Below are 24106 nucleotides of genomic sequence, written 5' to 3'. Positions count from 1 at the left end.
TCTGGTCCCGTTATGACCGGTTGCCGTCAGCGACACGGTTCTTCATCAGATGCGAAGGCCGAAAGGTTAAAACTCGGCGTGGTTGAATGGGAACTTCTTCGCCAGTCTTTGGATTGCGGCCGATGCGTGCCGATTTGTCTCGCACGCTAAAGGTGCCAAAAGACGAGATTTTCACCTGTTCACCGCGGACTAATGCGTCAGACATATGGCCAAGCATGCTTTCAACCAGTTGCGCACTTTCGTTGCGCGACAGGCCAACTTCGCGGAAAACCGCTTCGCTTAAATCCATACGAGTCAAAGTCGTGTCACTCATAACCAAATCCCCTTGTTTTACAAATAATAGGGCGTAGAGATTTTCCCTGTCAATATCAATGATTTGCAGAGGCCCAATTCGCGCAATCGCTTACCAGCGCAGAACCACTGCTCCCCAGGCCAGGCCACCACCAATTGCTTCGGCGACAATCAGGTCCCCTTGTTTGATTTGGCCACGCTGTTTTCCCACCGACAGTGCCAGTGGGATGGAGGCGGCAGAGGTATTGCCGTGGTCCTGAACCGTCACCACAACCTTGTCCATGCTCAGGCCCATTTTCTTGGCGGTGCCCTGAATAATGCGGATATTGGCCTGATGGGGCACGATCCAGTCGACGTCGGCGGCGGTCAGATTGGCCCTGCCCAGGGCGGTATTAGCGGTCGAGGCCAGCTTTTCCACCGCGTGGCGGAACACCTGGTTGCCCTGCATCCGCAGGAACCCAGTGTTCTGAGTGGAGACACCTCCGTCGACGTAAAGCAGATCTTTATAGCGCCCGTCCGAGTTCAGGTCGGTGGACAAAATCCCGCGGTCCTCGGTACTGCCTGCGCCGTCTTGGGCCTCTAGCACCAGCGCGCCGGCGCCATCGCCAAACAACACGCAGGTTGAGCGGTCGGTCCAATCCATGATGCGGCTAAAGGTTTCGGCGCCGATCACCAGCACCCGGTTGGCCTGACCCGATAGAATCAGCGCATTGGCATTGCTCAGGGCATAGACAAATCCGGCACAGACGGCCTGCACATCAAAGGCAAAGCCCCGGGTCATCCCCAGCGCCGCCTGCACCATGGTTGCGGCAGATGGAAAGGTCAGGTCGGAGGTTGATGTGGCCAGCACGATGGCATCGATGTCGTCGGCCTTGATGCCCGCATCAGCCAATGCGGCCTTGGCGGCATTGGTGGCCAGAACCGAGGTGGTTTCACCTTCGGCCGCAAAATGGCGGCGCTCAATGCCGGAGCGGGATCGGATCCATTCGTCGGTGGTTTCCAGCGAGGCTTCGAACTCCGCGTTTTCGACCACACGCTCGGGAAGATAATGCCCTACACCGGTAATCACAGCACGTCGCGTCATTCTATAGTTGCCTTCAGTCTTAGTGTTTAGGTGACTTCTGTGGGTACACAGTCAAGTTCACTTTGAGTAAGCGGGGCGGAGGATGCAACCCGTGCCGCCAGTTTTTCTGCAAAGCCCTGTTGGGCAAGAAGGAATGCCAGCTTAACCGCGGCTGACACCCCGGTGGCGTCTGCACCGCCATGGGATTTTACAATTGTTCCGTTCAGGCCAAGAAAAACGCCGCCGTTGACACGTCGCGGGTCAATCTTTTTGGACAGCCGATTGAGCGACGGCAGGGCAAAGATCGCGGCCAAACGGGACAGGATCGAATATGTGAAGGCCTCGCGCAGGGTGATGCGAATGAGGCTGGCAGTGCCTTCGCCGGTTTTGATGGCGACATTGCCAGTAAAACCGTCGGTGACGATCACATCGGCGGTATCACCGGGAATATCGCTGCCTTCGACAAAGCCGACAAAGTCAAAATTGCCGCGTTCCGCATGATCGGAGATCAGCGAATAGGCCTCTTTCAGCTCGGCGTGACCTTTGTGTTCTTCGGTTCCGACATTCAGCAGTCCAACCCGGGGGCGGGCGATATCCATTGAATTGCGGGTGTAGGAGGTGCCCATCAGGGCATATTGCAGAAGGTCCTGGGCGTCGGCACGTACATCAGCCCCGACATCCAGCATCACGTTGAACCCTTGCGGGTTTCGCGATGGCCAAAGAATGGCAATCGCCGGTCGGTTGACGCCGGGCAGCTTGCGCAGTCGGATCATGCTGATCGCCATCAATGCGCCGGTGTTGCCACAAGAGACGGCGCCATCGGCCTCGCCTTTTTTTACCGATTCAACCGCAGACCACATGGAGGTCTTCTTGCCGTGGCGCATAACCTGACTGGGCTTGTCTTCCATCGAGACAACCTCGCGCGCATCGCGGATTTCTACCCGGTCAGTCAGGCCGCGCATTTTGGCGACCAGAGGTTTCAGCTGTTCCACAGGGCCGTGCAGGATAAACCCGATATCGGGGTTTTTCTCAGCAGACAAAGCAATGCCGGCCACCACAGCTGCGGGACCGGCATCTCCGCCCATGGCGTCGACCGAAATTGTTATTCGGCTGGCCGTTACTTTAGATGGATCGATTTGGTCCGTCATGGGTAACCTGCCTGCAAAATGAGCGTGGGACGTGACTTACGCCGCGTCTTCGTCAATTTCGTCGACCATAGCGACGATTTCTTTTTCACCGTAGTTGCCGCAGGAGGGGCAAACATGGTGCGGACGCTTCAGCTCGCCACAGCTCGAACATTCGTTCGGGTTTGCAGCAACCAGAGAATCGTGCGCACGACGATTGTTGCGACGCGATTTGGATACTTTGTTCTGTTGGACAGCCATGGTCTCAACCTTTGTCTATTAGCGCCATAGGGCAGATCCCAAGGCTGATTTCGTTGTCCGTTTCAAACGGTGTGACGTGCGTTTAGGCTGCCGCCCGTCCGATGTCCAACCATAATTCCGGTGAGCGCGCGAAAATACTGCGAATCCGACACGATGCAAGAGTTTTTAGGCGAGCGGCGCGGCGAGGGCCAGAGCTGATCCGGCCCAGAGAGAGAAAAAACCGGTTATTGATTCGGTTTCAGTTTGCTTTGCAGGTCCGCCAAGCCGGCAAAGGGCCGGGTATCCTCGTCCCGCATGGGGGCCTGGCCCGGTTCCGTATAGACAGACTCGCCCAGTTCGGCGCTTTCTTTTCGCGGGTATTGGGGCAGCGCCAGCGCCAGCGCCTCGATCAGGATGGCGTAGGGGTCGATGTGGCTCTGTAGCTGCTCGACATTGTCATCCTCGGGCATTTCCACCTCTGGTTCGTCGCTGGTCTCTGCTCGGGCCAGAAAATATCGCTTTACCGGTATATCTATACGCGCGGTGACCGGATCCAGCGAAATCACGCAGTTTTGCAGGGCTGTCGCTCCCAGAGTGGCGGTCAGCAACCAGTCATGGCGATCCTGGGCTTCTATCTTGCCGGCGAATTTTACCTTGCGCAAACCGCGCAGCCCCAGTTCCTTGGCCAGGGCTGTCAACATGGCGATATCCGGTCGGATATCAAAGGTGGTGGGGCGATTTTGCGGCAGATCGGCAACGCGTAGGGCGAGGCTGTCAGTCATTGGGTGAACTTTCGTTTCTTGAACCGGAGGCCGGGTTTAGGTAATCGGGATCAAAGGCGTTATCAAGCCGCGACGGGAGAACAGCATGTTGGCAAGGGCAGATTGGTTTAAATCGGCAATCAGAATTGTGGTTTTGGTTGGGGCAGGTGTGGCCGTTGCGGGCTGCACGGCACAATACCGCAACCACGGCTATGTGCCGACTGAGGAGGATCTCGCCGAGGTTGTCGTTGGTGTTGATACGCGTGATTCGGTTGCTGAAACCATTGGCGCACCGTCATCGTCGGGGGTTCTGGACGAAAGCGGCTATTACTATATCGCCACCCGATTGCGGCATTATGGCCCCAGTCAACCAAAACCGGTGTCGCGGGAACTGGTGGCCATCAGTTTTGATCGCTCCGGGGTGGTCAGCGGTGTTGAACGCTTTGGTCTTGAATATGGCCAGGTGATACCCTTGGAGCGCCGGGTGACCAGTTCTGGCATTCAGGATAGCACATTCCTGCGGCAGTTGCTGGGCAGCATTGGCAATATTTCACCCGGTGGCCTGGTTGATTAATCGGGAGCAGCAGCCTGTTGCCAGCAGGCGGCAGGTCGCAGCGGTTTATCGGGGTTCGCCATGTCAAAGCGCCCGGAGATTCTGAGCAGGGGTCGCTATCGGGCCCGGTTTTCTGCCGGGCAAAAGGATCTGGCCGCCGCCCAGGCGTTGCGAAGCCTGTGTTTTGGCAGCGGCCACAGCGATCTGGACCGGTTTGATGCCCTGTGTTGCCATATCCTGATCGAGGAGATCTCATCAGCGGATCTGGTTTGCTGCTTTCGGGTTCTGCAACTGGCGGATGGCCGGGAGATCCCGCACAGCTATTCGGCGCAGTTCTATGGGCTGTCCCGGCTGGCGGATTACCCGCATCCGATGATTGAAGTTGGACGGTTTTGCAGTGACCCAAGCCGCAGCGACCCGGATGTACTGCGCCTGGCCTGGGCGGCACTGACCCGCATCGTTGACGGCCACGGCGCGCAAATGCTGTTTGGCTGCTCGTCTTTTGAAGGCACAGAGGTTGGTCGTCATTTGAATGCCTTTGCGGTTTTGCAACAGCGACATCTTGCACCAGAGCGCTGGCGACCCCAGGCCAAGGCGGCAAATCTGGTGCGGTTTGGGCAACTGCAACAGCCCGTTCTAAAGGCGCCACAGGTCTTTCTTGAGGTGCCGCCCCTGTTGCGCAGTTATTTGATGATGGGCGGCTGGGTCAGCGATCATGCGGTGGTGGATACGGATTTAAACACGCTGCATGTCTTTACCGGCTTGGAGATCGGCGCGATTCCCGCCTCTCGCCAACGTCTGCTGCGGGGGCTGGCCGGGGAATTTTAGGTATTTAGGACAAGAAGAAAACAGCCGGATGACGGGGAGTTGGCGTTGACCTGCCTGAGGCAGCGCGGTAGCAGGCTGCCATGGCACGTATTCCTCTTTTGCAGATGTCCGGTATTGCGCTGACCTTTGGTGGCGATCCGGTGTTTTCCGATCTTGATCTGGTGGTCCAACCCAGCGACCGTGTGGCGCTGGTTGGCCGAAATGGATCGGGTAAATCCACCCTAATGAAGGTTATGGCCGGCTTGGTTGAAGCCGACAAAGGCACAATTGTCATCCCTCCGGGGCGATCCGTTGGCTATATGGAGCAGGACCCGTCCATGGCGGGTTTTGCTACCTTGGGCGATTTTGCCTGCAGCGAGCTGGACCCTGGTGAGCTGTATAAGGTTGAGCGGGCGGGCGAAGGGCTGAAGTTCGATCCGGCGCGATCGGTTGCAACCGCCTCAGGCGGTGAGCGCCGCCGGGCGGCACTGGCCAAGCTGATGGCCGAATCACCTGATCTGATGCTGCTGGATGAGCCGACCAACCATTTGGACATTCAGGCCATCGGCTGGCTGGAGCGGGAGTTGAAGAGCACCCGCGCCGCCTATGTGCTGATTTCCCACGACCGGGCGTTTTTGCGGGCCCTGACCCGCGCCACGCTGTGGATCGACCGGGGCCAGGTGCGGCGGCAGGAAAAGGGATTTGAGGATTTTGAAGCCTGGCGCGATACCATCTGGGAAGAAGAGGACATGCAGCGCCACAAGCTGAACCGGCTGATCAAGTCGGAAGCCCGCTGGGCGGTCGAAGGCATCAGTGCGCGGCGCAAGCGAAATATGGGCCGGGTGCGGGCGCTGGGGGAGCTGCGGGCAGAGCGCGCGGGTCAGATCAAACGTCAGGGAACTGCGGATTTCGCACTGGACACCTCGCCCAAATCGGGGCGCAAGGTGATCGAGGCGGATTGCGTCACCAAGGGCTTTGGCGACAAGCAGATCGTGGTGGATTTTTCGCTGAAGGTGCAGCGCGGCGACCGGGTGGCCTTTGTCGGCCCCAACGGAGTGGGCAAGACCACGCTGCTGAAAATGCTTTTGGGACTGGAAACGCCGGATGCGGGCACCATCACCCAGGGCACCAAGCTGGAAATCGCCATGTTCGACCAGGCGCGCGATCAGCTGAACCCGGACCTGAGCCTTTGGGACAACCTGACCACGGATCCAGAGATGGGTGTATCGGGCAAGGCAGATCAGGTGATGGTGCGCGGTATGCCCAAACACGTGATTGGCTATCTGAAGGATTTCCTGTTCGACGAAAGCCAGGCACGGGCGCCGGTGCGATCCCTGTCGGGGGGCGAAAAGGCGCGGTTGCTGCTGGCCAAACTGATGGCGCGGCAAAGCAACCTGCTGGTATTGGATGAACCGACCAACGATCTGGATATCGAAACGTTGGATCTGTTACAGGAGCTGCTGGACAGCTACGACGGCACTGTGCTGCTGGTCAGTCACGATCGGGATTTTCTCGACCGGGTGGCCACCACCACCATTGCCATGGAGGGCGATGGCAATGCCACGGCCTATGCCGGTGGCTGGAGCGATTATCTGTTCCAGCGTGGCCCTGTCGCAGGGGAGAAACCCGAAAGGGTAAAAGGCTCTAAGGGCAAGGCCAAGCAAGAGGCTAAGGCGGTCTCGGGGCTTTCGTTTACGGAAAAACACCGGCTGGAGGCGCTGCCGGCGGAGATTGATCGGCTGGAGCAGGAAATTGCCAAGCTGGAGGGGTTGATGGCGGACCCTGATCTGTTCACCAAGCAACCGGTGAAGTTCAAGAAGGCCAATGAGGCGCTGGAGCAGCGGCAGCAGAAACTGGCGGCCTCGGAGGAAGAATGGATGGTGCTGGAGGAAAAGGCCGGCGGCTGAGTCTGCATCAGCCAATTTACAAAAACAGGGAGGGGCGCTGCCCCCTCTGGGGAGCCAATGAATTGGCGCCCCATTCACCCCTGGGATATTTATAGCCAGATGAAGCTGGGGGGATTCGGGAGTTTTGGTCTATTCTAGCTGGCAAGGGCCCGGGCCGGTGAGCCGACAACGGTTGTTCCAGTTGTGACATCGCGCAGGACCACAGACCCGGCTCCGATAATGGCCCTGTCACCAATACTGACACCGGGCATGATGATTGCACCGCCGCCGATCCAGACGTCGTGACCGACGGTGACGGGAAGGGCAATTTCCTGGCCCTGGCTGCGCAATACCGCGTCTTTGTGGTGTTGGGCGCAGTAGATTTGCACATTAGGGCCAAACATACAGCGGTCGCCGATGGTGACTGGGGCGCTGTCCAAAATTGTGCAGCCGGCATTCAGATAGACGTTATCACCAAGGGAGATGTTGATCCCATAGGCGCAGTGAAACGGCGCCTCAATAAAACAGTGGCTGCCATGGGCGGCAAACAGGTTTGCCAGTGGCGGGCTTAAGTGGGTGTTTTGGTCAGGTGCCGCAATGTTGTGCTGGTGAACAGCGCCGCGTGCCGCGTGACGTAAAACGTCCAGTTCCGGATCCAGGCAGCAGTACCAGTCACCGGATTGCATCTTTTCGCGTTCGGTTCTTGCCACTTTGGTCTCCTGCTGCCTGATTTTTTTTTACGCGCTAGCGCATGCGCAAGGCACCGTCGAGACGGATAACTTCGCCATTCAGATAGCCCATCTCGACAATAAAACCGGCGGTGCGGCCATATTCGGAGGGGTCGCCCAAACGGGCCGGGTTCGGCACATCTTCGGCCAGTTGTTGCTGTACCTCTTCGGGCAGGCCGGCCAGCATCGGGGTCATGAAGATTCCCGGCGCAATGGTCATCACCCGAATGCCGGTGGAGGCCAGATCGCGGGCCATCGGCAGGCACATGCCAACGATACCGCCCTTGGAGGCGGCATAGGCAACCTGACCTTTTTGACCGTCAAAAGCCGCAACCGAGGCGGTGTTGATGATCACCCCACGGGCACCGTCTGGCTCGGGCTCATTTTTGGCAATTTCCACCGCAGCGAGGCGCGCCACATTGAAGGTTCCGACCAGATTGATGTCGATGGTGCGCCGGTAGGCGTCCAGCGGGTGCGGCCCGTCGCGGCCAACAGTTTTGATTCCATAAGCGATGCCGGCGCAGTTCACACAGGCGGTAATCTTCCCCATCTTGCCGGAGGCGTATTGGATCGCTGCAAGGACCGAAGTTTCGTCGGTAACATCGGTCTGGATGAAGTGCCCGCCGATTTCAGCGGCGATGGCTGGGCCGCGCTCGGCGTCCCGGTCCAGAATTGTGACTTGGGCTCCGTTTTCGGCGAAGTGACGTGCGGTGGCTTCGCCCAGTCCCGAAGCGCCGCCCGTGATGACGGCGGCTGTGGTCGACAATTTCATGAGCGCAGGTCCTTGTGCTATCTGAACAGGCGTTCAGATAATCACATGCGCCTAGAGCTGTCCAGTTTTCCGGGGCGTCATTACCTGGCGATCGAGTGCTGCCAGTGGCCGCAACAGGCGCCCCATTGGCGGCCAATAAAGCCAGCTGCCACCCAGAGTGTGCAACTGGGCGCCGGTTCCGAGCTTGAAGCGGGCCAGCCCCGCCGCATCTTCGGTATTGATCAGCCCGAGATCCAGTTCGGTGTATTCGTTTGCGGCCAACCAGTTGATGGCTTGCCACATTAGGAGATTATGGGCTGACAACGCGCGGCCCCGATCGGTGGAATGGCTGATGTGGTAACTGGCGCTGGTGCCATGACAAAGGATCAGCACGGCGGCGACGCTGTCGTTGCCCTCAAAGGCCTGAAACAGTTTTGCCTTGCCGGGGTTTGTACGCACATAGGCCAGGGTCAGATCCTGCGGCCAGTTGCGATAGCCACGCTGGCCCTGTTGTTTGGCGTCGGCCTGAAACAACCAATGGGCCGGGTCCACCGGCATGGTCTGGCGGCTCACCCTCAGGCCCTGCGATTCGGCATGTTTTAGCCGGTTCCGCCATTTCTGGTGAAGGGCGGCGCGGCGCTGCTCCTTGGGGGCGGTCAGATCCAGCCGGGCAATCCGGGCCGGGCTCATCACCGGGACGGCACCGAGCCTGGCCAGATCCGGGGTTGGGCTTTCGGGGGACAGGATGACGGGGGTGCGGCGCAGGCCCTGTTCCTGCAACATTTCCAGCAGCCGCAGGGGCTTGTCGATCGGCGCACGGTTGACCATGGCGACATCCAAAAACCGCCCAATGCGCCGACGCATGACTAGGGTATTGTTGAGCTGGTCAAGAATCAGCGGCGCTTGGCCGCGATAACGTAAGGCGCGCGCAAATTCTGGCGACTGGGCGATGGAGCGGATAGGAGTGGCGCGTTGTATGGGGCGGGGCATGACATCTGCTGGCATAAAATCAAACATGAGCCCATTAACGCTGTTGAAACCTAAATGCTGGTTAATGAGACCATGAAAAATCAATATAAAATCATGGGTCTCTCGGCGCCCGCTCCTCGGATGACCAGAGCCGCCGCATTTTTGTTGGCGACGGCGCTGTCGGTGCCCGTGTTCATCTTACTGAATGGCATAGCCTGGCTGCTGGGCTGATCCACGGGGGCCTGGCGGCCATAAACATCACTGGCCCGAAGAGACTGCGGACCAGTGATGTCCATTCAGGTATTTTGGCCGTCGAGCTGTACCAACGCGTGGCGCTTTTTACCGGCGCTCAGCTTGATCGGCGAGGTCAGCGCATCAGCGGTAATCATCAGCCCGGCGTCGGTCAGCGGCGCATCATCCAGCTTGGCACCGCTCTCAGCAATAAGACGCTTGGCCTCTTTGCCGGTTTTCGCCAGCCCGGATTTTACGATCAACTGCACGATAGAGATACCATCGCCCAGATCCGCAGCCGACAGCGTCACAGTTGGAAGATCACCGCCAATGCCGCCTTTTTCAAAGACTTCACGCGCGGTGGCCTCGGCCTTTGCGGCGGCGTCAGCACCGTGCAGCAGCGTCGTCACTTCGTTTGCCAGGCGGATCTTGGCCGCGTTGATATCAGAGCCTTGCAGCGCCCCCAGACGATCACAGTCTTCGATCGGCAGCTCTGTATAGAGCTTCAGGAAGCGGCCAACATCGGCATCGGTGGTGTTGCGCCAGAACTGCCAGAATTCATAAGGTGACAGCATGTCGGGGTTCAACCAGATCGCGCCAGACAGAGATTTGCCCATCTTCTTGCCATCCGAGGTGGTCAGCAGCGGCGAGGTCAGGCCAAACACCTCCCCCTCAATGGTGCGGCGGGTCAGGTCGATACCATTGACGATATTGCCCCACTGGTCCGATCCGCCCATCTGCAGGATACAGCCATAGCGGCTGTGCAGCTCCATGAAATCATAGGCTTGCAAGATCATGTAGTTGAATTCGAGAAAGCTGAGCGATTGCTCGCGGTCCAGTCGTGACTTCACCGATTCAAACGCCAGCATCCGGTTAACCGAGAAGTGACGGCCAATGTCGCGCAGAAATTCCAGGTAGTTCAACCCGTCCAGCCATTCGGCATTGTTGATCATCACCGCGCCGTTTTTGTCGTCGCTATAGTCAACATAGGCCGAGAACACCCGCTTGATGCCGGCGATATTATCGTCAATCTGCGCATCGGTCAGCAGCGGCCGCTCATCCGCACGAAACGACGGATCGCCCACCTTGGTGGTGCCGCCGCCCATCAGGGTGATTGGTTTGTGGCCGGTTTTCTGCAACCAGCGCAGCATCATGATCTGGATCAGCGATCCAACATGCAGCGATTTGGCGGTGGCATCAAAACCGATATAGGCAGGCTGGCCCGGGGTCATCAGGGCTTCGTCCAGCCCCTGATAATCGGTGCAATCGGCCAGATACCCGCGCTCTATCATTACGCGCATGAATTCCGATTTGGGATGGTAGGTCATGATGTGCCTCGGCTATGGATTGCGTCGGCCTGTATAAAACGCAATTGCGGCAGTGGGAACAGGTTTTCGAGAGAAAAACACTATCCTATAAGGATGGTTAACGGGCAGAGTAGATCCGGCAGCAGCAAAAGGGGCTGAGAATGAGCAATGCCATTTCCAAAACAGGTGTGGTGAAAGCACTGGGCGCAATGAGCGGCACCTCGCTGGACGGCGTTGATGCTGCCATAGTTGAGACGGACGGCAGCCAGATCTATGGCTTCGGGGACTCAGCTTACCGGGGCTACTCAAAGGCTGAGAGAGAGATCCTGCGCGCCGGGTTGGGATGTTGGGGCGGCGCGGCGGCCACGGCGGCGGCGCGGGTGGTCGATGCGGCCCATGGCGAGCTGATGGCCGGTTTTTCAGACTATGATATAGCCGGTTTTCACGGCCAGACGCTGGCCCATGCGCCGCGTCAGCAGGGCACTTTTCAGGTGGGCGACGGCGCCGCGCTGGCCGAGAAACTTGGCAAACCGGTGGTCTGGGATTTTCGCTCAGACGATGTGGCAATGGGCGGCGAGGGGGCGCCACTGGCGCCGTTCTTTCACTTTGCCTGTGCCAAATATCTGAACCTGCGCCAGCCAGTTTGTTTCCTTAACCTCGGCGGTGTTGGCAATCTCACCTATGTTGATCCGCGTCTGGACACGGCTGAGCAACCGGGCGCATTGCTGGCCTTTGACACCGGCCCGGCCAATGCGCCAGTGAATGATCTGATGCAGGCCCGGCTGGGGCTGGAGATGGACGCAGGCGGCAAGATTGCGCAAGGCGGCACTGTTGAAACCGGCGCCCTCGAATTGTTCCTGGCTGAACCTTTTTTCTCAAAACTTCCGCCTAAATCGCTGGATCGTAACGATTTTTCGGAAATGATCTCGCTGGTTGGAGAGCTGAGCGACGCAGATGCCGCAGCGACACTAACCGCGATGTGCGCCGCCGGAGTGGCGCAGGGAATGCAGCATTGCCCGGAGCAGCCGAGGGTGGTGTTGGCCACCGGCGGCGGCCGTCATAACCCGGTGCTGATGCAGATGCTTTCAGTGTCGCTGGATTGCCCGGTGCAACCCATTGAAGAGGTCGGTCTGGACGGTGACATGCTCGAGGCGCAGGCCTTTGGTTATCTGGCAGTGCGGGTTGCCCGCGGCATGGTCACCTCGGCCCCCGGCACCACCGGGGTCAGCGCCTGTGTCGGCGGTGGTGTGGTGAGTGTGCCGGGGCATCGCTAGCTCGGGTAACGCTTAGCTGGGCGCAATATCAAAGCCGGGCGCAGCCAGCTCAAAGCCGTCAAACTGAAACCCCGGCGACACCGTACAGCTGACCAAGGTATAGTCTCCGGTACTACGGGCGGCTTGCCAGTGGCCTTCGGGGACAATGATCTGGGGCTCACCTTCACGCAAGTCCGGGCTCAGCAGATGGTCCTGCGCCGGACCACGATCTGTCGGCGCCAGCGACAGCACCAGCGGCGCGCCGCAATGAAACAGCCAGATTTCGGTGGCATCGACCCGGTGCCAATGGCTGCGCTCATTGGCGGCCAACAGAAAATAAATGCAGGTGCCAGTGGCGCGGCCCTCATTTTCCGCCTGCCAGGTCTGCCGGTACCAGCCACCCTCGGGGTGAGGTTGCAGGTCAAGCCTGGCGATAATCTCCTGTGCCGTCATAGAATTGCGCGCTCCTTTATGGCTGGAAGTTCTATATCCAAAGCATATGTTGTGGGCATGAAACTGCACATCCCCTTTGACAATTCATACGCCCGCCTGGCGCCGGTGTTCTACAGCAAACAAGCGCCTGAGCCGGTGAAATCCCCGACCCTGATTGCCTTTAACCAGGACCTGGCTCAAATGCTGGGGATCTCTCCAGGTGAAAATGACGAGATGGCACAGGTGTTTGGCGGCAATCAGCTGCCCAAGGGGGCCGAGCCGCTGGCGCAGCTTTACGCGGGGCACCAGTTTGGCAGCTACAACCCGCAGCTTGGCGATGGCCGTGCGGTACTGCTGGGGGAAACGGTCGGCATTGACGGACAGCGGCGCGACATCCAGCTGAAGGGCTCCGGGCGCACGCCCTATTCCCGCCGCGGCGATGGACGCGCCTGGCTGGGGCCGGTGCTGCGGGAATATGTGGTCTCCGAGGCCATGCATGCCCTTGGTATCCCCACCACGCGGGCATTGGCGGCGGTTGCAACCGGAGACATCGTCCAGCGCGAGCGGGGCCTGCCGGGGGCGGTGCTGACCCGTGTGGCCTCCAGCCATCTGCGGGTGGGCAGCTTTGAAGTGTTTGCCCGTCGCGGCGACATCCACAGTTTGAAACAGCTGACAGATTACGCAATTCAACGTCACTATCCGCAGGCAGTGGGGCCGATGGATCTGTTGCGCGCGGTGCGCGATGCGCAGAGCAAGCTGATCGCAGACTGGATGGCGGTGGGGTTTATCCACGGGGTGATGAATACGGACAACTCGTCGATCGCCGGCGAAACCATCGACTATGGCCCCTGCGCCTTCATGGATCGCTACCACCCGCAAACAGTGTTCAGCTCCATCGACCGCAATGGCCGCTATGCCTATGATAACCAGCCCGAAATTGCCGTATGGAACCTGGCGCAACTGGCCACAGCGCTGATCCAGCAGCTTGACGATCCGCAGCAGGCGGTGGAGCAGGCAACCGAGATCGTGCATGCCATGCCGGCGCTGACGCAGCAGCACTGGGAACAAAATTTTCGCGCCAAGCTGGGCCTCTCGAGCGCCCATGCGGAGGATCTGCAGCTGATCTCTGAGCTGCTCAGCCTGATGGCCCAGAATCAAAGCGATTTCACCAATACATTCCGTTCTTTGGCGACCGGCGGTGGTGGCGATCATTTTGCGGATCGCGCTGGCTTTGCGCGCTGGCAGGCCCGCTGGCAGGCGCGGTTGGCGGATGAACCTGATTCACAGGCGCTGATGCTCAGATCTAACCCCGCCTATATCCCGCGAAATCACCAGATCGAACAGATGATAGCTGCCGCGGTGGCGGGGGATTACGCGCTGTTTCACCGTTTAAATCAGGTGCTGGCACAGCCCTTTGCACAGCAGCCTGACCAGGCTGACCTGCGCCTACCGCCAACCCCGGATCAGGTGGTCCCGGCGACCTTCTGTGGCACCTGATCCCATTCATCTGGCTCTAAATATCCTCGGGGGTGAATTGGCCAGAGGCCAAGAGGGGGCAGACAGCCCCCCTTTTGAGCGTAGTTTCGATTGAAAGCAAACCGCCCTGTACCGGATCGGCAGAATAGCCAATACTCAGGCAACCAAAGGAATTTAGATGTCTGTCCCAACCCTGCGCCTGGCCAGTTACAATATTCAGAAATGTGTTGGTCTGGACCTGCGCCGCAGGCCGCGGCGCACATTGCAGGTGATCGACGGCACCGGCGCTCAGATCGTGCTGCTGCAAGAGGCCGACAAGCGGCTGCCTCCGCGACCCGCTGCCTTGCCGCATTTTGTGCTGGACGAGGCCGGCTGGCAGATTGCCAACCTGGGCGGCGCGGGCTCTCTGGGCTGGCATGGCAACGCGATTTTGTGGCGCTCAGATTCGGTGACCATGCGCGATCATGGCCACATCAAGCTGCCGGGGCTGGGACCGCGTGGTGCAGTCTGGGCGCGGTTCGACACCGCCATCGGCCCGCTGCGGGTGATCGGTGCGCATCTTGGGCTGACCGGTAGAGTGCGCCACGAGCAGGTGCTGCATCTGGCCCGCGAGAGCGCCAGTTTTGATGACACACCCTTGGTCTGGGGCGGTGACTTTAACGAGTGGTCGCGGGCCCCGGTTCTGGATCATCTGGCGCCGGAAATGACCTTTTTGGTACCCAAGCCGAGTTTCCCGGCGCTGCGCCCCATTGGCGCCTTGGACCGGATCGCCATTGGCCCGGATCTACAGGTGGCGGCGCATGGGGTTTACAGCGAACGCCCGGCCCATATTGCCTCGGATCATCTGCCGGTCTGGGCTGACCTGCGTCGCGCATGAAAAACCCCGCCCCGGTGAGCACCGGAGCGGGGTTTGAATTGTTTTTGGGTTAACCAGAGGTCACACTGCAGTTAAGCTGCGGTCCGGTTGCCGCCACCGCCGCCACCGCTGCGCCGCCGCCGACTCTGACCGCCGGGCTTGGCACCGTCACCGCCGCCGGCAGATCTGCGCTGGCCACCGCCGCCACCGCCGCCGCCGCGACGCCGGTTGCCACCACCGCCACTGGGTTTCTTGGCGCCGGGCTGAACTTCCCAAGGGGTGCCCGAGGCCACCGGAATGGTGGTGCCCAGAACCTTTTGGATGTCCTTCAATTCGCCCATTTCATCGGGAGAACAGAAGGCAATCGCTGCGCCGTCCTTGCCAGCCCGCGCGGTGCGGCCGATGCGGTGCACATAGGCGTCGGGCACATTGGGCAGATCATAGTTATAGACGTGTTTGACGTCCGGAATATCCAGCCCGCGGGCCGCCACATCGGTGGCCACCAGCACTTTGATCTGACCGGATTTAAACGCCGCAATTGCCCGGTCGCGCTGGCCCTGGCTTTTGTTGCCGTGGATCGAGGCTGTCGAGAAACCAGCCTTTTCCAGCGTCTTCATCAGCTTTTCCGAGCCATGCTTGGTGCGGCCAAAGACCAGCGAACGCTCGTCTGTGTGCTTGGACAGCAGCTCTTTCAGCAGCGAAGTCTTTTCCGCCTTGGCGATGAAATGCACCTCTTGGGTGACCTTGTCGGCAGCCTTGCCCGGAGGCGAGACTTCGACCCGGATCGGGCTTTTGAGGTAGCTAGCGGCGATCTCGTTCATCTGTTTTGGCATGGTGGCCGAGAACAGCATGGTCTGGCGCTCGGTGGGCAGCAGCGCGGCGATTTTGCGCAGGGCGTGGATAAAGCCCATGTCCAGCATCTGGTCGGCTTCGTCCAGCACCAGGAAATCACAGGAGCCAAGGTTAAGGGCGCGGCGGTCCAGAATGTCCAGCAAACGACCGGGGGTGGCGACCAGAATGTCGGTGCCACGGGCAATGCGCTGGATCTGCGGGTTGATCGATACGCCGCCAACCACCAGGCCGACGCTCATCGATGAGCCATCCATCAGGCCTTTGATCTGCTGGCTGATCTGATTGGCCAACTCACGGGTTGGCGCCAGAACCAGACCGCGTACGGTCTTGGGAGCGGGTTTACGCTCATACTGCATCATCTGAGCAATCAGCGGCACCCCGAAGGCTGCGGTTTTGCCGGTGCCGGTCTGGGCCAGGCCCAGCACGTCGCGGCCCTGCAACGCATGCGGAATTGCGTGCGACTGAATCGGGGTTGGGTCTTTGAAGCCCATGGCTTCGATCCGGGCCAGAAGCTTCTCGGGAAGCCCCATTGTAGAAAATTCGCTCAAGTCATATCCTTTCGCAGCCTTTGCAGATGCAACGGCCGGTTTTGTCGCAACCTGTGCGACGAGTTGGGGGCAGGGACCTCGGGCGCAGCTGGCCGTATGCCAGCGAGCCGGTCGTCTGCTCGTGCCCCACGCGTGATTTTGGGAACGCAGGTATATCACTGTAGGCGCTGGAGACCGGAGTCTCGGAGGGGGCAAAATTGCCCGAACGCCTCTGCTCACGCGGCAGAGAGGGATACCTGTTGGGCCAAATGGCTGTGGATAAGGTATTTGTCAACCGGCATTCTGTGATTATATCCGGTTTTCGGGCGCTTGTTCTTTCGTTACACAGGGCAACCAAGCGCAATGTGAGCGCACAGAGGATGCCGATGACTGATACAATCATTTCCCGCTGCGAGGCCAAGGGCCTGCGTATGACCGGTCAACGCCGGATCATTGCCCGCGTCCTGCAGGACAGTGTAGACCACCCGGATGTGGAGGCCTTGTATACCCGTGCCAGTGCGCTGGACGCCGGTATCTCGATTGCGACGGTCTATCGGACCGTCAAGCTGTTTGAGGAAGCTGGTATACTGGAGCGGTTGGAGTTCGGCGATGGCCGCGCCCGCTATGAGGATGCCGAGCGCGAGCACCATGACCATTTGATTGATATGAATTCCGGTGAGGTGATCGAATTTGTGGATCCTGACATCGAGGCGTTGCAGGAAAAGATTGCCCAGAAGCTGGGCTATGAGCTGAAGGGCCATAAGCTGGAACTCTACGGGGTGCCAATCCGCAAGAGGTAAAAGAACCGGGAGTCGTTTCATCGTTGGGGCGCCTGCCTGCGCCGGGCTTGGAGTGAGTATTTTAGGCAAAAAGAAACCCCAGGGGGGTGGTTAGTTGTTGCCGGCTGTCCCCGGAGCCATGAAACGGCTGGCCTCGGCGTGGCTTAGGGCCTGATCCGCATAGCTGAAGGTGCCCTGTTCGAGGATCTCGTTTGCCGCCCTTACCAGGGCGCCCAGGGCGGCGCGGGCAAAAGAGCCGCCGACGCTGATGCGTTTGACGCCGGTATCTGCAAGGTCGCTCACCGACCAGTTTGGCCCGCCTAGGCCCATGACCACATTCACCGGCTTGTCCAGGTTGCGGCACAGGGTTGCGATCGAGGCCAGGTCCGGCAGGCCGGGGGCGTATAACACCTCTGCTCCGGCGTCGCTGAAGGCCTGTAGGCGGGCGATGGTGTCCGCGAGGTCCGGCCGTCCACAGATGAAGTTTTCGGCGCGGGCGGTTAGCAAGAAGGGTTTGCCTGCGCATGTTTCGGCCGCAGCCTGGATGCGCTCGACGGCGAGATCAAAATCGTAGATGGGCCGGTCAGCGTCGCCGGTTGTGTCCTCGATTGAGCCGCCGACCAGACCGATATCCATCGCCTGCTGGATGGTCTGTTGGCAGTCTTTGGCGGCAGCGCCAAAACCATTTTCCAGGTCTGCGGAGACCGGCAGGTCGCAGGCGGCGACAATGTCGCAGGCGTTGGCCAGAATTTCATCGCGGCTGATGGCGCCTTCGGAATCCTGCTTGCCAATCGAAAAAGCCAGACCTGCACTGGTTGTTGCCAGGGCCTCGAAGCCCAGCGAGCCTAGTATCAATGCGCTGCCAGCGGTCCATGGGTTGGGCATGACAAATGCGCCGGGGCGGGCATGCAGATCGCGAAATGTCTCGTATTTTTGAAGGGATGATGTCATTGAATTTCTCCTAAATAGATAGATCCTAGCACTAATGGGAGCATCGGGCGTGCATCAATATCTGTGATGCAGTGCGGCACGACTTGTTGCGTTGGTTGTGTCGGATTGTCGCGAATGGGCGAGCGTGGTTGCTGAAAATGTCGTTGCTCTGGTCGGATTGTGCCAGCACAGGCTGGCGATCCCTCTGATGGAGATGCGCGTATGAACAATCTTAACGGTATCTTGCTGGTGGTCGCGTCCATGGCCGCCTTTACGCTGGAAGATATGTTTATCAAACATCTGTCGGCGGATATGCCGGTGGGACAGATCCTGATTCTTCTGGGACTTGGCAGCAGTAGCGTGTTTGCGGCCCTGGCCTGGTACAAGGGGCACAATTTACTGGCGAGAGCGGCGTGGAAACCTGCGGCGGTGCTGCGGACCCTGGCTGAGGCTGTTGGTGCGATGTGTTTTGCAACAGCGCTGGCGCTGGTTGATATATCAACTGTGGCAGCGGTGTTTCAGGCCTTGCCACTGGTGATCACCATGGCCGCTGCAGTGTTCCTGAAGGAACAGGTGGGCTGGCGCCGCTGGAGCGCCATTTCGGTTGGCTTTATCGGAGTGCTGTTGATTATTCGCCCTGGTTTTGACGGCTTTGAGCCGGCTTCTATACTGGTGCTTTTGTCGGTGTTTGCCATTGCTGCTCGTGATCTTCTAACCCGGTTTGTGGATTCCTCGGTGTCGTCAACTGTTGTAAGCTTTCAGGGCTTTGCGGCGCTTATCGTGGCTGGAATACTGCTGCTTGTATTGGTCCCCGGAGAGGTGAGCGCGGTGAGCAGCCCACAGGCGCTGATGATCTTTGGCGGCGTGGTGTTTGGGGTTATGGGCTATTACGGCATTGTGGTGGCCATGCGGGTGGGGGATGCCTCGGCGGTGACGCCCTTTCGATACTCGCGACTGTTATTTTCGATTCTTGCGGGCATGGTGATGTTTGATGAACGTCCCGATATGATGACACTGGCCGGGGCTTCGCTGATCATTGGCTCTGGCTTGTATACCTTTCTGCGCGAACGCAGATTGGCACGTTCGAATGGGATGGTTGCGGCCTAGGGACCGAAACATAACGGCGCCTGCCGGTCAATCCAATGAGGTGGGGCTTCTGAGGGCTCTGCGGATCTCTGCGAACGGGCAAGGGGGTGTTAGCGATAACACCTGAGGTTTACATTTGCCCGCTGTCTACCTATGACGCTGGCAAGCAATAGCCATAGTCAGGGACATTCCGATGAGCATTATTATCGACATCCACGCCCGCGAAATTCTCGACAGCCGGGGCAACCCGACGGTTGAGGTTGATGTGATGCTGGAAGACGGCACCATGGGCCGCGCTGCGGTGCCTTCGGGGGCCTCGACCGGGGCGCATGAGGCGGTTGAAAAGCGCGATGGTGACATGAGCCGCTACCTGGGCAAGGGCGTGCTGGAAGCGGTGGCGGCGGTCAATGGCGAGATCGCCGATATGCTGGTTGGCTTTGATGCCACCGAGCAGGTGTCGATTGACATGGCGATGATCGAGCTGGACGGCACCGACAACAAAAGCCGTCTGGGGGCCAATGCCATTCTGGGTGTCTCGCTGGCAGTCGCCAAGGCCGCAGCTGATTTCACAACGCAGCCGCTGTATCGCTATATCGGCGGCACCTCGGCCCGAGTTCTGCCGGTGCCGATGATGAACATCATCAACGGCGGCGAACATGCCGACAACCCGATCGATATTCAGGAATTCATGATCATGCCGGTGGCTGCGGAAAATATCCGCGAAGCTGTGCGCATGGGCTCGGAAGTGTTCCACACGCTGAAAAAAGAGCTGACAGCGGCGGGCCTGTCCACCGGCATTGGTGACGAAGGGGGCTTTGCGCCCAATATCGCCTCGACCCGTGAAGCGCTGGATTTCATCCTGCGTTCGATCGAGAAGGCCGGGTATAAGCCGGGTGAAGAGATCTATCTGGCGCTGGATTGCGCCGCGACCGAATATTACAAGGATGGCAAATACGTTCTTTCGGGGGAGGGGAAATCCCTGACCTCCGAGGAAAACGTTGCCTATCTGGCGGCGCTGGCCAATGATTACCCGATCATCTCTATCGAAGATGGCATGGCCGAAGATGACTGGGACGGCTGGAAGGCGCTGACCGATGCCATTGGCGACAAGGTGCAGCTGGTGGGCGACGATCTGTTTGTGACCAACCCGACACGTCTGGCGGATGGCATCGCCAAAGGATCCGCCAACTCGATGCTGGTGAAAGTGAACCAGATTGGCACCCTGACCGAAACGCTGCAGGCGGTCGACATGGCGCACCGGGCTGGCTTTACCAATGTGATGTCGCACCGCTCGGGCGAGACCGAGGATGCCACCATCGCCGACCTGGCGGTGGCGACCAACTGTGGTCAGATCAAAACCGGCTCGCTGGCGCGGTCGGACCGGCTGGCAAAATACAACCAGCTGATCCGTATCGAGGAGGCCCTGGGCGAGGTCGCGGAATATGCGGGCCGTTCGATCCTGAAGGGCTAAGCCAACAGATCAGACCAATTTTAACGCCCCGGATGAAAGTCTGGGGCGTTTTTTGTGCGAGATCAGCATAGCCGGATTTTCGATCACAACATTGCGATCCTGAAACGGACCGAGATGGGGTAACTTGCCCTAACCATACGGAAGGGGAAGAAGCCATGATTGTCAAAACACTGACCGCGGCCGCGATTTTCGCTTTTGCTGCCAGTCCTGCATTTGCGCAGGACACACAACGTGCGATTACCAATGTCAAAGGTGATGTCTGGCGATTTCAAAACAACTTCCACTTCTCGGTGTTTGTGATCACCGATGAGGGTGTCATTGTCAGCGATCCGATCAACGCCGAGGCCGCAGCCTGGCTGAAGAGTGAAATCTCGAAACTGACGGATGCGCCGATAACCCATTTGGTCTATAGCCACAGCCATGGCGATCATGCCTCTGGTGGGGCGATATTCGCTGACACGGCAACTGTCTTTGCCGGCGCCAATGGGCCAGAGGAGATTGACGGGGTGACCCCCGACACGCAGGTCTCTGAGGTGAGCAATTTCACCTCCGGCGATCATAGCTTTGAAATAACCGCGCTGGGCTCTGGTCATGGAAGCGACATGCTGGCGCTGGTCATCCGTCCCGAAAACGTCGCATTCATCGTTGATGTTGTGACGCCCAAGCGGCTGCCATTCAAGAATTTCCCGGGGGCTGATATTGGCGGCTACATTGATCAGATCCGGGTGGTTGAAACGCTTGAATTTGATGTGCTGGTGCCGGGCCACGGCGCCCTGGGTGGCAAGGTCGACGCCACCGAGAACCGTCAATATGTCGAGTGGCTGCGGGATGCGGTGACGGCAGAGTTGAAACAGGGCAGCAGTGTCGAAGAGATTGTCGCCTCGCTTGATACTAGTGCCTACGCCGATTGGGGGAATTATGAAAACTGGCGGGATCTCAATATTCGCGGGATGGCGGATTGGCTGGTAGAAAGCGGGGCGCTGAACTAGGCGGCAATTTTGCTCTGTCGGATCGGCGCCGGACGTGGTTCGATTGCTGCACCCGGTGCAATTCGCGTCACATCGGACTCGACAAAACACTATCATCTTGATACGGGGCGGGTTATTGCAAATCATTGCAGCTGGATTTTAGAAAAGGTGGCGAAACCCACATGCAGGTTAGCGTTCGCGACAACAATGTCGATCAAGCCCTTCGGGCCTTGAAGAAAAAACTACAGCGCGAAGGCGTGTTCCGTGAAATGAAGCTGAAGCAGCATTTCGAGAAACCGTCTGAGAAAAAAGCGCGCAACAAGGCGGAAGCGATCCGTCGTGCCCGTAAATTGGCGCGTAAAAAACTGGAGCGCGAAGGGTGATGTAAATCACGCTGTTGCTTTGACGAGTTTGAAAACCCCCGCGGCCAATTGACCGCGGGGTTTTTTGTTGCGCAGGGTCGCCAGTCGGCAACCCCGAATGGCGACCCATAGCTGCGATCCACATTATGTATCGGGCTAAAACTGGATTGCCAAAACACCATCGTGCTATAGAGCCCAGCGGCGTTTGATGGCTGGGGCGATTGGGACCCGCGACATATGGGGCAAGGTTGATTGTGAGGGCGAAGGGCCATCGGTTGTTGCCTTGCCGCCAGTGCCTTTTGGCTCCAACGCTGACAATAGCGTCGAGATGCGAAACTCGCGGTGGCCTCTCCCCGAGCAGGTCAAAAGGTATTTCTTGGGACAGCGAAGTTTAAGCGTTGGTGATGAAGTCGATTTGCGCGCGCAAGGGGCGAATTGCTTGACTTCAAGCCTTGGGATGTCTCTGAGAACACGCAAACCACAGGGCGAAAACCTGCAGCGTTCCAATCCGAACGGCTCTATGAGGCCGCCGGCACCATCTATGAATACGGCTTTGCCTTTATCGAAGCTCCTACCGGGTCGGGCAAAACAGATATTGGGAAACATCTCGGCGTGGCGCCCGGTTTTGGCCAAAACAGCAGTGATGTTTTTCCGCCTAGGTTGGTAGCGGTAACCGAGGGGCAGGTGCTGCGAGGCCAGGAGGAGTGCGTCAACCTGCTTTTGGAAGGCTATGTGAAGACAAAGGCGCAGGGCGCACATCAGGCGTCTGGAGCAAAGGGCCAGCTGTCTGGTGTCTTAGGAAAAGCCATTGGCAATATCGCCGCTCTCACCCATTGGGATCTACGGCCAGAGCGCACGGTGTCCTTGCCTGGTCCCTTGACCACGGAGGGTGCCAATACGGGCAGGGGTCAGACGATATTGATGCATCCGTATTTGGTCAGCTCACCCTGCCAGCTCTTGAATATCTTGCCAACGAAAGGAGCATCCTTCTCGACCCATCTTGGATTGCAATAAAGAAAGACATTCAGGCAAAGGCGGAGGAGGTTTCCGGGGCTGCCGCCTATATCAACATTAACGGCGTGATGTCTTTCTTTGTTGCGCAATCGACTGATCAGACCGACGCTGCGCACGGAAAATGTTTGATGTTATGGGGGGCATTCAAGACCGGTCAGGGGAGCCTGACACATCCATTCAGGATCGTATTGCCGTTGTATTTCAGTCTGTTCAACACTGATGCTTGAGCTGGCCCGGCTTTTGGGGGCAGGTCTGCGGCCTTGCTGGACCAGAGCCGTCATGGCAGTGGAGGCACAACAACGATGTGGGTTGAAGGGGCGGGCAGGAATATCGTCAGTCGTTGGATCCGACTTGAGAGGGGCTGCTCCTGAAATCCCGGAGGGTGTCATAGGCCATTCTCTAGGTTGGATTTGCCCATCCAATCGCGCAACAGGTCAATTTTGAACCCAGCTCCGTATCGTGCCGCGACCTCTTTGTTGCTGTGGCCAAGGATCACTTTGCTGATTTCTTCAGGACAACTGGCGTTTCTTAGGTCGTCCTTCTTCTTGTGTCGTAGGCTGTGCAACGCCTTCTTGGGGTCAGAGATGACTTTCCTGAAGCGTTTCATCATCGTTGCTGAGGCTGCGGTATTTCCTTTGTCACGACCATACCGATCAAAAATTGGTGCCTCGTCCAGCTTGTTCTCTCTGTGCTCCTGTAACGCTTCGACCAATCGGTCAGATATAGGCAGCCGTCGCTCGCTGCTTACTGTCTTCAACCCTAGGCGGTCTCCGGCAGTATTCCCGGCGCGTTTGATCTGCAATTTGTGGAAAGGGTTGCTAACCGACAGGCCACGCTCGTCGATTGTGTGGTTCACCACTGCTCTGATGACATTGACGTAGCGGGTCACGCTGTTGGGGGAGGCCCGTTTTAGCAATAAGTCTCTGTACTTGAGGGCATCCAAACGCCGCAGGTATGTGAGGGGAGGGCTTCATCAGCTTTAGTGTCCCAAAAGGGTCCAATACCCCTTGGTTTCTTTGCACTTATAGCAAAATCAAGGGGAATTGGCTCCGGCGGTAGGGGTCGACTTTTTAAATAACATCTTGTTTTAATGAAACTATATCCGGTGATCTGAAAATAAAGGGTCCGAAAAGGGTCCGAAAAGGGTCCGGAGTCGTTTCATTCAGCCTTGAGACAGTAAGACAGCTAGACAGTAAGACACCGGAAAACCTTTACTGATGGGGCCAATCCTGGATCCTGCTGAGTTGTTGGTCACGGAGATTTTGCGCCTGGGTGCCTATCTTCAGATGTCGAGGGTGAATGCAGCTGCGATTGTTGCATAAGTGACGAACTACACTCTGGACCTGTCACGGTATTGTTCCGCCCCTTTGAGAGCATATTCTGCCCCAA

General features: G+C 58.5%; 26 protein-coding genes. 13 read left to right on the top strand and 13 right to left on the bottom strand.

What is annotated here, in order from left to right:
* Positions 1 to 10: 10 nt before the first annotated feature.
* The 5 genes from ihfA to QPJ95_RS22555 form a co-directional block, all read right to left on the bottom strand.
* Positions 11 to 313, bottom strand: a complete 303-nt coding sequence (ihfA, locus tag QPJ95_RS22575) for an integration host factor subunit alpha (protein ID WP_167683286.1) — start codon at positions 311 to 313, stop codon at positions 11 to 13.
* 90 nt (positions 314 to 403) lie between these two features.
* Positions 404 to 1375 carry a beta-ketoacyl-ACP synthase III gene (locus QPJ95_RS22570; protein WP_270920280.1) on the bottom strand — a complete coding sequence of 324 codons (972 nt, stop codon included), beginning with the start codon at positions 1373 to 1375 and terminating at the stop codon, positions 404 to 406.
* A 26-nt stretch (positions 1376 to 1401) separates the two neighbouring features.
* Positions 1402 to 2502: a phosphate acyltransferase PlsX gene (plsX, locus tag QPJ95_RS22565; protein ID WP_270920279.1), complete on the bottom strand. Its 1101-nt coding sequence runs from the start codon at positions 2500 to 2502 to the stop codon at positions 1402 to 1404.
* A gap of 36 nt (positions 2503 to 2538) precedes the next feature.
* Entirely contained in the window at positions 2539 to 2739 is a 201-nt protein-coding gene (rpmF, locus tag QPJ95_RS22560; protein WP_167683289.1) for a 50S ribosomal protein L32, read from the bottom strand.
* A gap of 224 nt (positions 2740 to 2963) precedes the next feature.
* Positions 2964 to 3500 carry a YceD family protein gene (locus QPJ95_RS22555; protein ID WP_270920278.1) on the bottom strand — a complete coding sequence of 179 codons (537 nt, stop codon included), beginning with the start codon at positions 3498 to 3500 and terminating at the stop codon, positions 2964 to 2966.
* Between the two features lie 85 nt (positions 3501 to 3585).
* Between QPJ95_RS22555 and QPJ95_RS22550 the strand changes: the two genes are divergently transcribed.
* The 3 genes from QPJ95_RS22550 to QPJ95_RS22540 all read left to right on the top strand — a co-directional run bounded on the left by QPJ95_RS22550 (position 3586) and on the right by QPJ95_RS22540 (position 6746).
* Positions 3586 to 4053 (top strand): outer membrane protein assembly factor BamE, encoded by a 468-nt coding sequence (locus QPJ95_RS22550; protein ID WP_270920277.1) that lies wholly within the window; start codon positions 3586 to 3588, stop codon positions 4051 to 4053.
* A gap of 60 nt (positions 4054 to 4113) precedes the next feature.
* The gene (locus tag QPJ95_RS22545; RefSeq protein WP_270920276.1) at positions 4114 to 4860 is read left to right on the top strand and encodes a GNAT family N-acetyltransferase; all 747 of its coding nucleotides are present in this window, start codon (positions 4114 to 4116) and stop codon (positions 4858 to 4860) included.
* Positions 4861 to 4940: 80 nt separating this feature from the next.
* The gene (locus QPJ95_RS22540; RefSeq protein ID WP_270920275.1) at positions 4941 to 6746 is read left to right on the top strand and encodes an ABC-F family ATP-binding cassette domain-containing protein; all 1806 of its coding nucleotides are present in this window, start codon (positions 4941 to 4943) and stop codon (positions 6744 to 6746) included.
* Between the two features lie 134 nt (positions 6747 to 6880).
* Here QPJ95_RS22540 and QPJ95_RS22535 read toward each other — a convergent pair whose 3' ends face one another.
* From QPJ95_RS22535 to QPJ95_RS22525, 3 genes are read right to left on the bottom strand one after another with little or no spacing between them, the layout of a single operon-like run.
* Positions 6881 to 7435: a sugar O-acetyltransferase gene (locus QPJ95_RS22535; protein ID WP_270920274.1), complete on the bottom strand. Its 555-nt coding sequence runs from the start codon at positions 7433 to 7435 to the stop codon at positions 6881 to 6883.
* 34 nt (positions 7436 to 7469) lie between these two features.
* Positions 7470 to 8225 carry a 3-hydroxyacyl-CoA dehydrogenase gene (locus QPJ95_RS22530; RefSeq protein WP_270920273.1) on the bottom strand — a complete coding sequence of 252 codons (756 nt, stop codon included), beginning with the start codon at positions 8223 to 8225 and terminating at the stop codon, positions 7470 to 7472.
* Between the two features lie 51 nt (positions 8226 to 8276).
* A complete protein-coding gene (locus QPJ95_RS22525) occupies positions 8277 to 9221 on the bottom strand; it encodes a GNAT family N-acetyltransferase (protein ID WP_270920272.1) in 945 nt (314 codons plus the stop codon).
* Positions 9222 to 9248: 27 nt separating this feature from the next.
* Between QPJ95_RS22525 and QPJ95_RS22520 the strand changes: the two genes are divergently transcribed.
* A complete protein-coding gene (locus QPJ95_RS22520) occupies positions 9249 to 9404 on the top strand; it encodes a hypothetical protein (RefSeq protein ID WP_270920271.1) in 156 nt (51 codons plus the stop codon).
* A 65-nt stretch (positions 9405 to 9469) separates the two neighbouring features.
* On the opposite strand, the gene tyrS is transcribed toward QPJ95_RS22520, so the two are convergent.
* Positions 9470 to 10732, bottom strand: coding sequence for a tyrosine--tRNA ligase (gene tyrS, locus QPJ95_RS22515; protein WP_270920270.1), 1263 nt, complete (start codon positions 10730 to 10732; stop codon positions 9470 to 9472).
* Positions 10733 to 10872: 140 nt separating this feature from the next.
* On the opposite strand from tyrS, the gene QPJ95_RS22510 reads away from it, so the two are divergent.
* Positions 10873 to 11985: an anhydro-N-acetylmuramic acid kinase gene (locus tag QPJ95_RS22510; protein ID WP_270920269.1), complete on the top strand. Its 1113-nt coding sequence runs from the start codon at positions 10873 to 10875 to the stop codon at positions 11983 to 11985.
* 12 nt (positions 11986 to 11997) lie between these two features.
* On the opposite strand, the gene QPJ95_RS22505 is transcribed toward QPJ95_RS22510, so the two are convergent.
* Positions 11998 to 12417, bottom strand: a complete 420-nt coding sequence (locus QPJ95_RS22505; RefSeq protein ID WP_270920268.1) for a cupin domain-containing protein — start codon at positions 12415 to 12417, stop codon at positions 11998 to 12000.
* 57 nt (positions 12418 to 12474) lie between these two features.
* On the opposite strand from QPJ95_RS22505, the gene QPJ95_RS22500 reads away from it, so the two are divergent.
* Together QPJ95_RS22500 and QPJ95_RS22495 are read left to right on the top strand one after the other, a co-directional pair.
* The gene (locus QPJ95_RS22500) at positions 12475 to 13893 is read left to right on the top strand and encodes a protein adenylyltransferase SelO (protein WP_270920267.1); all 1419 of its coding nucleotides are present in this window, start codon (positions 12475 to 12477) and stop codon (positions 13891 to 13893) included.
* Between the two features lie 157 nt (positions 13894 to 14050).
* The gene (locus tag QPJ95_RS22495) at positions 14051 to 14749 is read left to right on the top strand and encodes an endonuclease/exonuclease/phosphatase family protein (protein ID WP_270920266.1); all 699 of its coding nucleotides are present in this window, start codon (positions 14051 to 14053) and stop codon (positions 14747 to 14749) included.
* 71 nt (positions 14750 to 14820) lie between these two features.
* Here QPJ95_RS22495 and QPJ95_RS22490 read toward each other — a convergent pair whose 3' ends face one another.
* Positions 14821 to 16128: a DEAD/DEAH box helicase gene (locus QPJ95_RS22490; protein ID WP_270920265.1), complete on the bottom strand. Its 1308-nt coding sequence runs from the start codon at positions 16126 to 16128 to the stop codon at positions 14821 to 14823.
* A 365-nt stretch (positions 16129 to 16493) separates the two neighbouring features.
* On the opposite strand from QPJ95_RS22490, the gene QPJ95_RS22485 reads away from it, so the two are divergent.
* On the top strand, positions 16494 to 16907 hold the full coding sequence (locus QPJ95_RS22485) for a Fur family transcriptional regulator (RefSeq protein WP_270920264.1): 414 nt from the start codon (positions 16494 to 16496) through the stop codon (positions 16905 to 16907).
* A gap of 90 nt (positions 16908 to 16997) precedes the next feature.
* On the opposite strand, the gene QPJ95_RS22480 is transcribed toward QPJ95_RS22485, so the two are convergent.
* Positions 16998 to 17837, bottom strand: a complete 840-nt coding sequence (locus tag QPJ95_RS22480) for an isocitrate lyase/PEP mutase family protein (RefSeq protein ID WP_270920263.1) — start codon at positions 17835 to 17837, stop codon at positions 16998 to 17000.
* A gap of 201 nt (positions 17838 to 18038) precedes the next feature.
* Here QPJ95_RS22480 and QPJ95_RS22475 point away from each other — a divergent pair, with 201 nt between their 5' ends.
* From QPJ95_RS22475 to QPJ95_RS22455, 5 genes are all read left to right on the top strand, one after another.
* Positions 18039 to 18923, top strand: a complete 885-nt coding sequence (locus QPJ95_RS22475) for a DMT family transporter (RefSeq protein ID WP_270920262.1) — start codon at positions 18039 to 18041, stop codon at positions 18921 to 18923.
* Positions 18924 to 19095: 172 nt separating this feature from the next.
* Positions 19096 to 20373, top strand: a complete 1278-nt coding sequence (eno, locus tag QPJ95_RS22470; protein WP_270920261.1) for a phosphopyruvate hydratase — start codon at positions 19096 to 19098, stop codon at positions 20371 to 20373.
* A 155-nt stretch (positions 20374 to 20528) separates the two neighbouring features.
* Entirely contained in the window at positions 20529 to 21362 is an 834-nt protein-coding gene (locus tag QPJ95_RS22465; RefSeq protein ID WP_270920260.1) for an MBL fold metallo-hydrolase, read from the top strand.
* Between the two features lie 161 nt (positions 21363 to 21523).
* The gene (gene rpsU, locus QPJ95_RS22460; RefSeq protein WP_083101223.1) at positions 21524 to 21724 is read left to right on the top strand and encodes a 30S ribosomal protein S21; all 201 of its coding nucleotides are present in this window, start codon (positions 21524 to 21526) and stop codon (positions 21722 to 21724) included.
* Positions 21725 to 22407: 683 nt separating this feature from the next.
* The gene (locus QPJ95_RS22455) at positions 22408 to 22944 is read left to right on the top strand and encodes a hypothetical protein (RefSeq protein WP_286018221.1); all 537 of its coding nucleotides are present in this window, start codon (positions 22408 to 22410) and stop codon (positions 22942 to 22944) included.
* 158 nt (positions 22945 to 23102) lie between these two features.
* On the opposite strand, the gene QPJ95_RS22450 is transcribed toward QPJ95_RS22455, so the two are convergent.
* Positions 23103 to 23633, bottom strand: a complete 531-nt coding sequence (locus QPJ95_RS22450) for a site-specific integrase (RefSeq protein WP_286018220.1) — start codon at positions 23631 to 23633, stop codon at positions 23103 to 23105.
* Between the last annotated feature and the right edge of the window lie 473 nt (positions 23634 to 24106).

Source organism: Parasedimentitalea psychrophila (assembly GCF_030285785.1).
Taxonomy (GTDB): Bacteria; Pseudomonadota; Alphaproteobacteria; order Rhodobacterales; family Rhodobacteraceae; genus Parasedimentitalea; species Parasedimentitalea psychrophila.
Note: the sequence above shows the minus strand (reverse complement) of the source record. Positions and strands in the feature narration are given on the sequence as shown.

Coding starts and splice junctions, on each gene's coding strand:
- ihfA (WP_167683286.1), bottom strand. CDS start 313: ATGAGTGACACGACTTTGACTCGTATGGATTTAAGCGAAGCGGTTTTC.
- QPJ95_RS22570 (WP_270920280.1), bottom strand. CDS start 1,375: ATGACGCGACGTGCTGTGATTACCGGTGTAGGGCATTATCTTCCCGAG.
- plsX (WP_270920279.1), bottom strand. CDS start 2,502: ATGACGGACCAAATCGATCCATCTAAAGTAACGGCCAGCCGAATAACA.
- rpmF (WP_167683289.1), bottom strand. CDS start 2,739: ATGGCTGTCCAACAGAACAAAGTATCCAAATCGCGTCGCAACAATCGT.
- QPJ95_RS22555 (WP_270920278.1), bottom strand. CDS start 3,500: ATGACTGACAGCCTCGCCCTACGCGTTGCCGATCTGCCGCAAAATCGC.
- QPJ95_RS22550 (WP_270920277.1), top strand. CDS start 3,586: ATGTTGGCAAGGGCAGATTGGTTTAAATCGGCAATCAGAATTGTGGTT.
- QPJ95_RS22545 (WP_270920276.1), top strand. CDS start 4,114: ATGTCAAAGCGCCCGGAGATTCTGAGCAGGGGTCGCTATCGGGCCCGG.
- QPJ95_RS22540 (WP_270920275.1), top strand. CDS start 4,941: ATGGCACGTATTCCTCTTTTGCAGATGTCCGGTATTGCGCTGACCTTT.
- QPJ95_RS22530 (WP_270920273.1), bottom strand. CDS start 8,225: ATGAAATTGTCGACCACAGCCGCCGTCATCACGGGCGGCGCTTCGGGA.
- QPJ95_RS22525 (WP_270920272.1), bottom strand. CDS start 9,221: ATGTTTGATTTTATGCCAGCAGATGTCATGCCCCGCCCCATACAACGC.
- QPJ95_RS22520 (WP_270920271.1), top strand. CDS start 9,249: ATGCTGGTTAATGAGACCATGAAAAATCAATATAAAATCATGGGTCTC.
- tyrS (WP_270920270.1), bottom strand. CDS start 10,732: ATGACCTACCATCCCAAATCGGAATTCATGCGCGTAATGATAGAGCGC.
- QPJ95_RS22510 (WP_270920269.1), top strand. CDS start 10,873: ATGAGCAATGCCATTTCCAAAACAGGTGTGGTGAAAGCACTGGGCGCA.
- QPJ95_RS22505 (WP_270920268.1), bottom strand. CDS start 12,417: ATGACGGCACAGGAGATTATCGCCAGGCTTGACCTGCAACCTCACCCC.
- QPJ95_RS22500 (WP_270920267.1), top strand. CDS start 12,475: ATGAAACTGCACATCCCCTTTGACAATTCATACGCCCGCCTGGCGCCG.
- QPJ95_RS22495 (WP_270920266.1), top strand. CDS start 14,051: ATGTCTGTCCCAACCCTGCGCCTGGCCAGTTACAATATTCAGAAATGT.
- QPJ95_RS22485 (WP_270920264.1), top strand. CDS start 16,494: ATGACTGATACAATCATTTCCCGCTGCGAGGCCAAGGGCCTGCGTATG.
- QPJ95_RS22480 (WP_270920263.1), bottom strand. CDS start 17,837: ATGACATCATCCCTTCAAAAATACGAGACATTTCGCGATCTGCATGCC.
- QPJ95_RS22475 (WP_270920262.1), top strand. CDS start 18,039: ATGAACAATCTTAACGGTATCTTGCTGGTGGTCGCGTCCATGGCCGCC.
- eno (WP_270920261.1), top strand. CDS start 19,096: ATGAGCATTATTATCGACATCCACGCCCGCGAAATTCTCGACAGCCGG.
- QPJ95_RS22465 (WP_270920260.1), top strand. CDS start 20,529: ATGATTGTCAAAACACTGACCGCGGCCGCGATTTTCGCTTTTGCTGCC.
- rpsU (WP_083101223.1), top strand. CDS start 21,524: ATGCAGGTTAGCGTTCGCGACAACAATGTCGATCAAGCCCTTCGGGCC.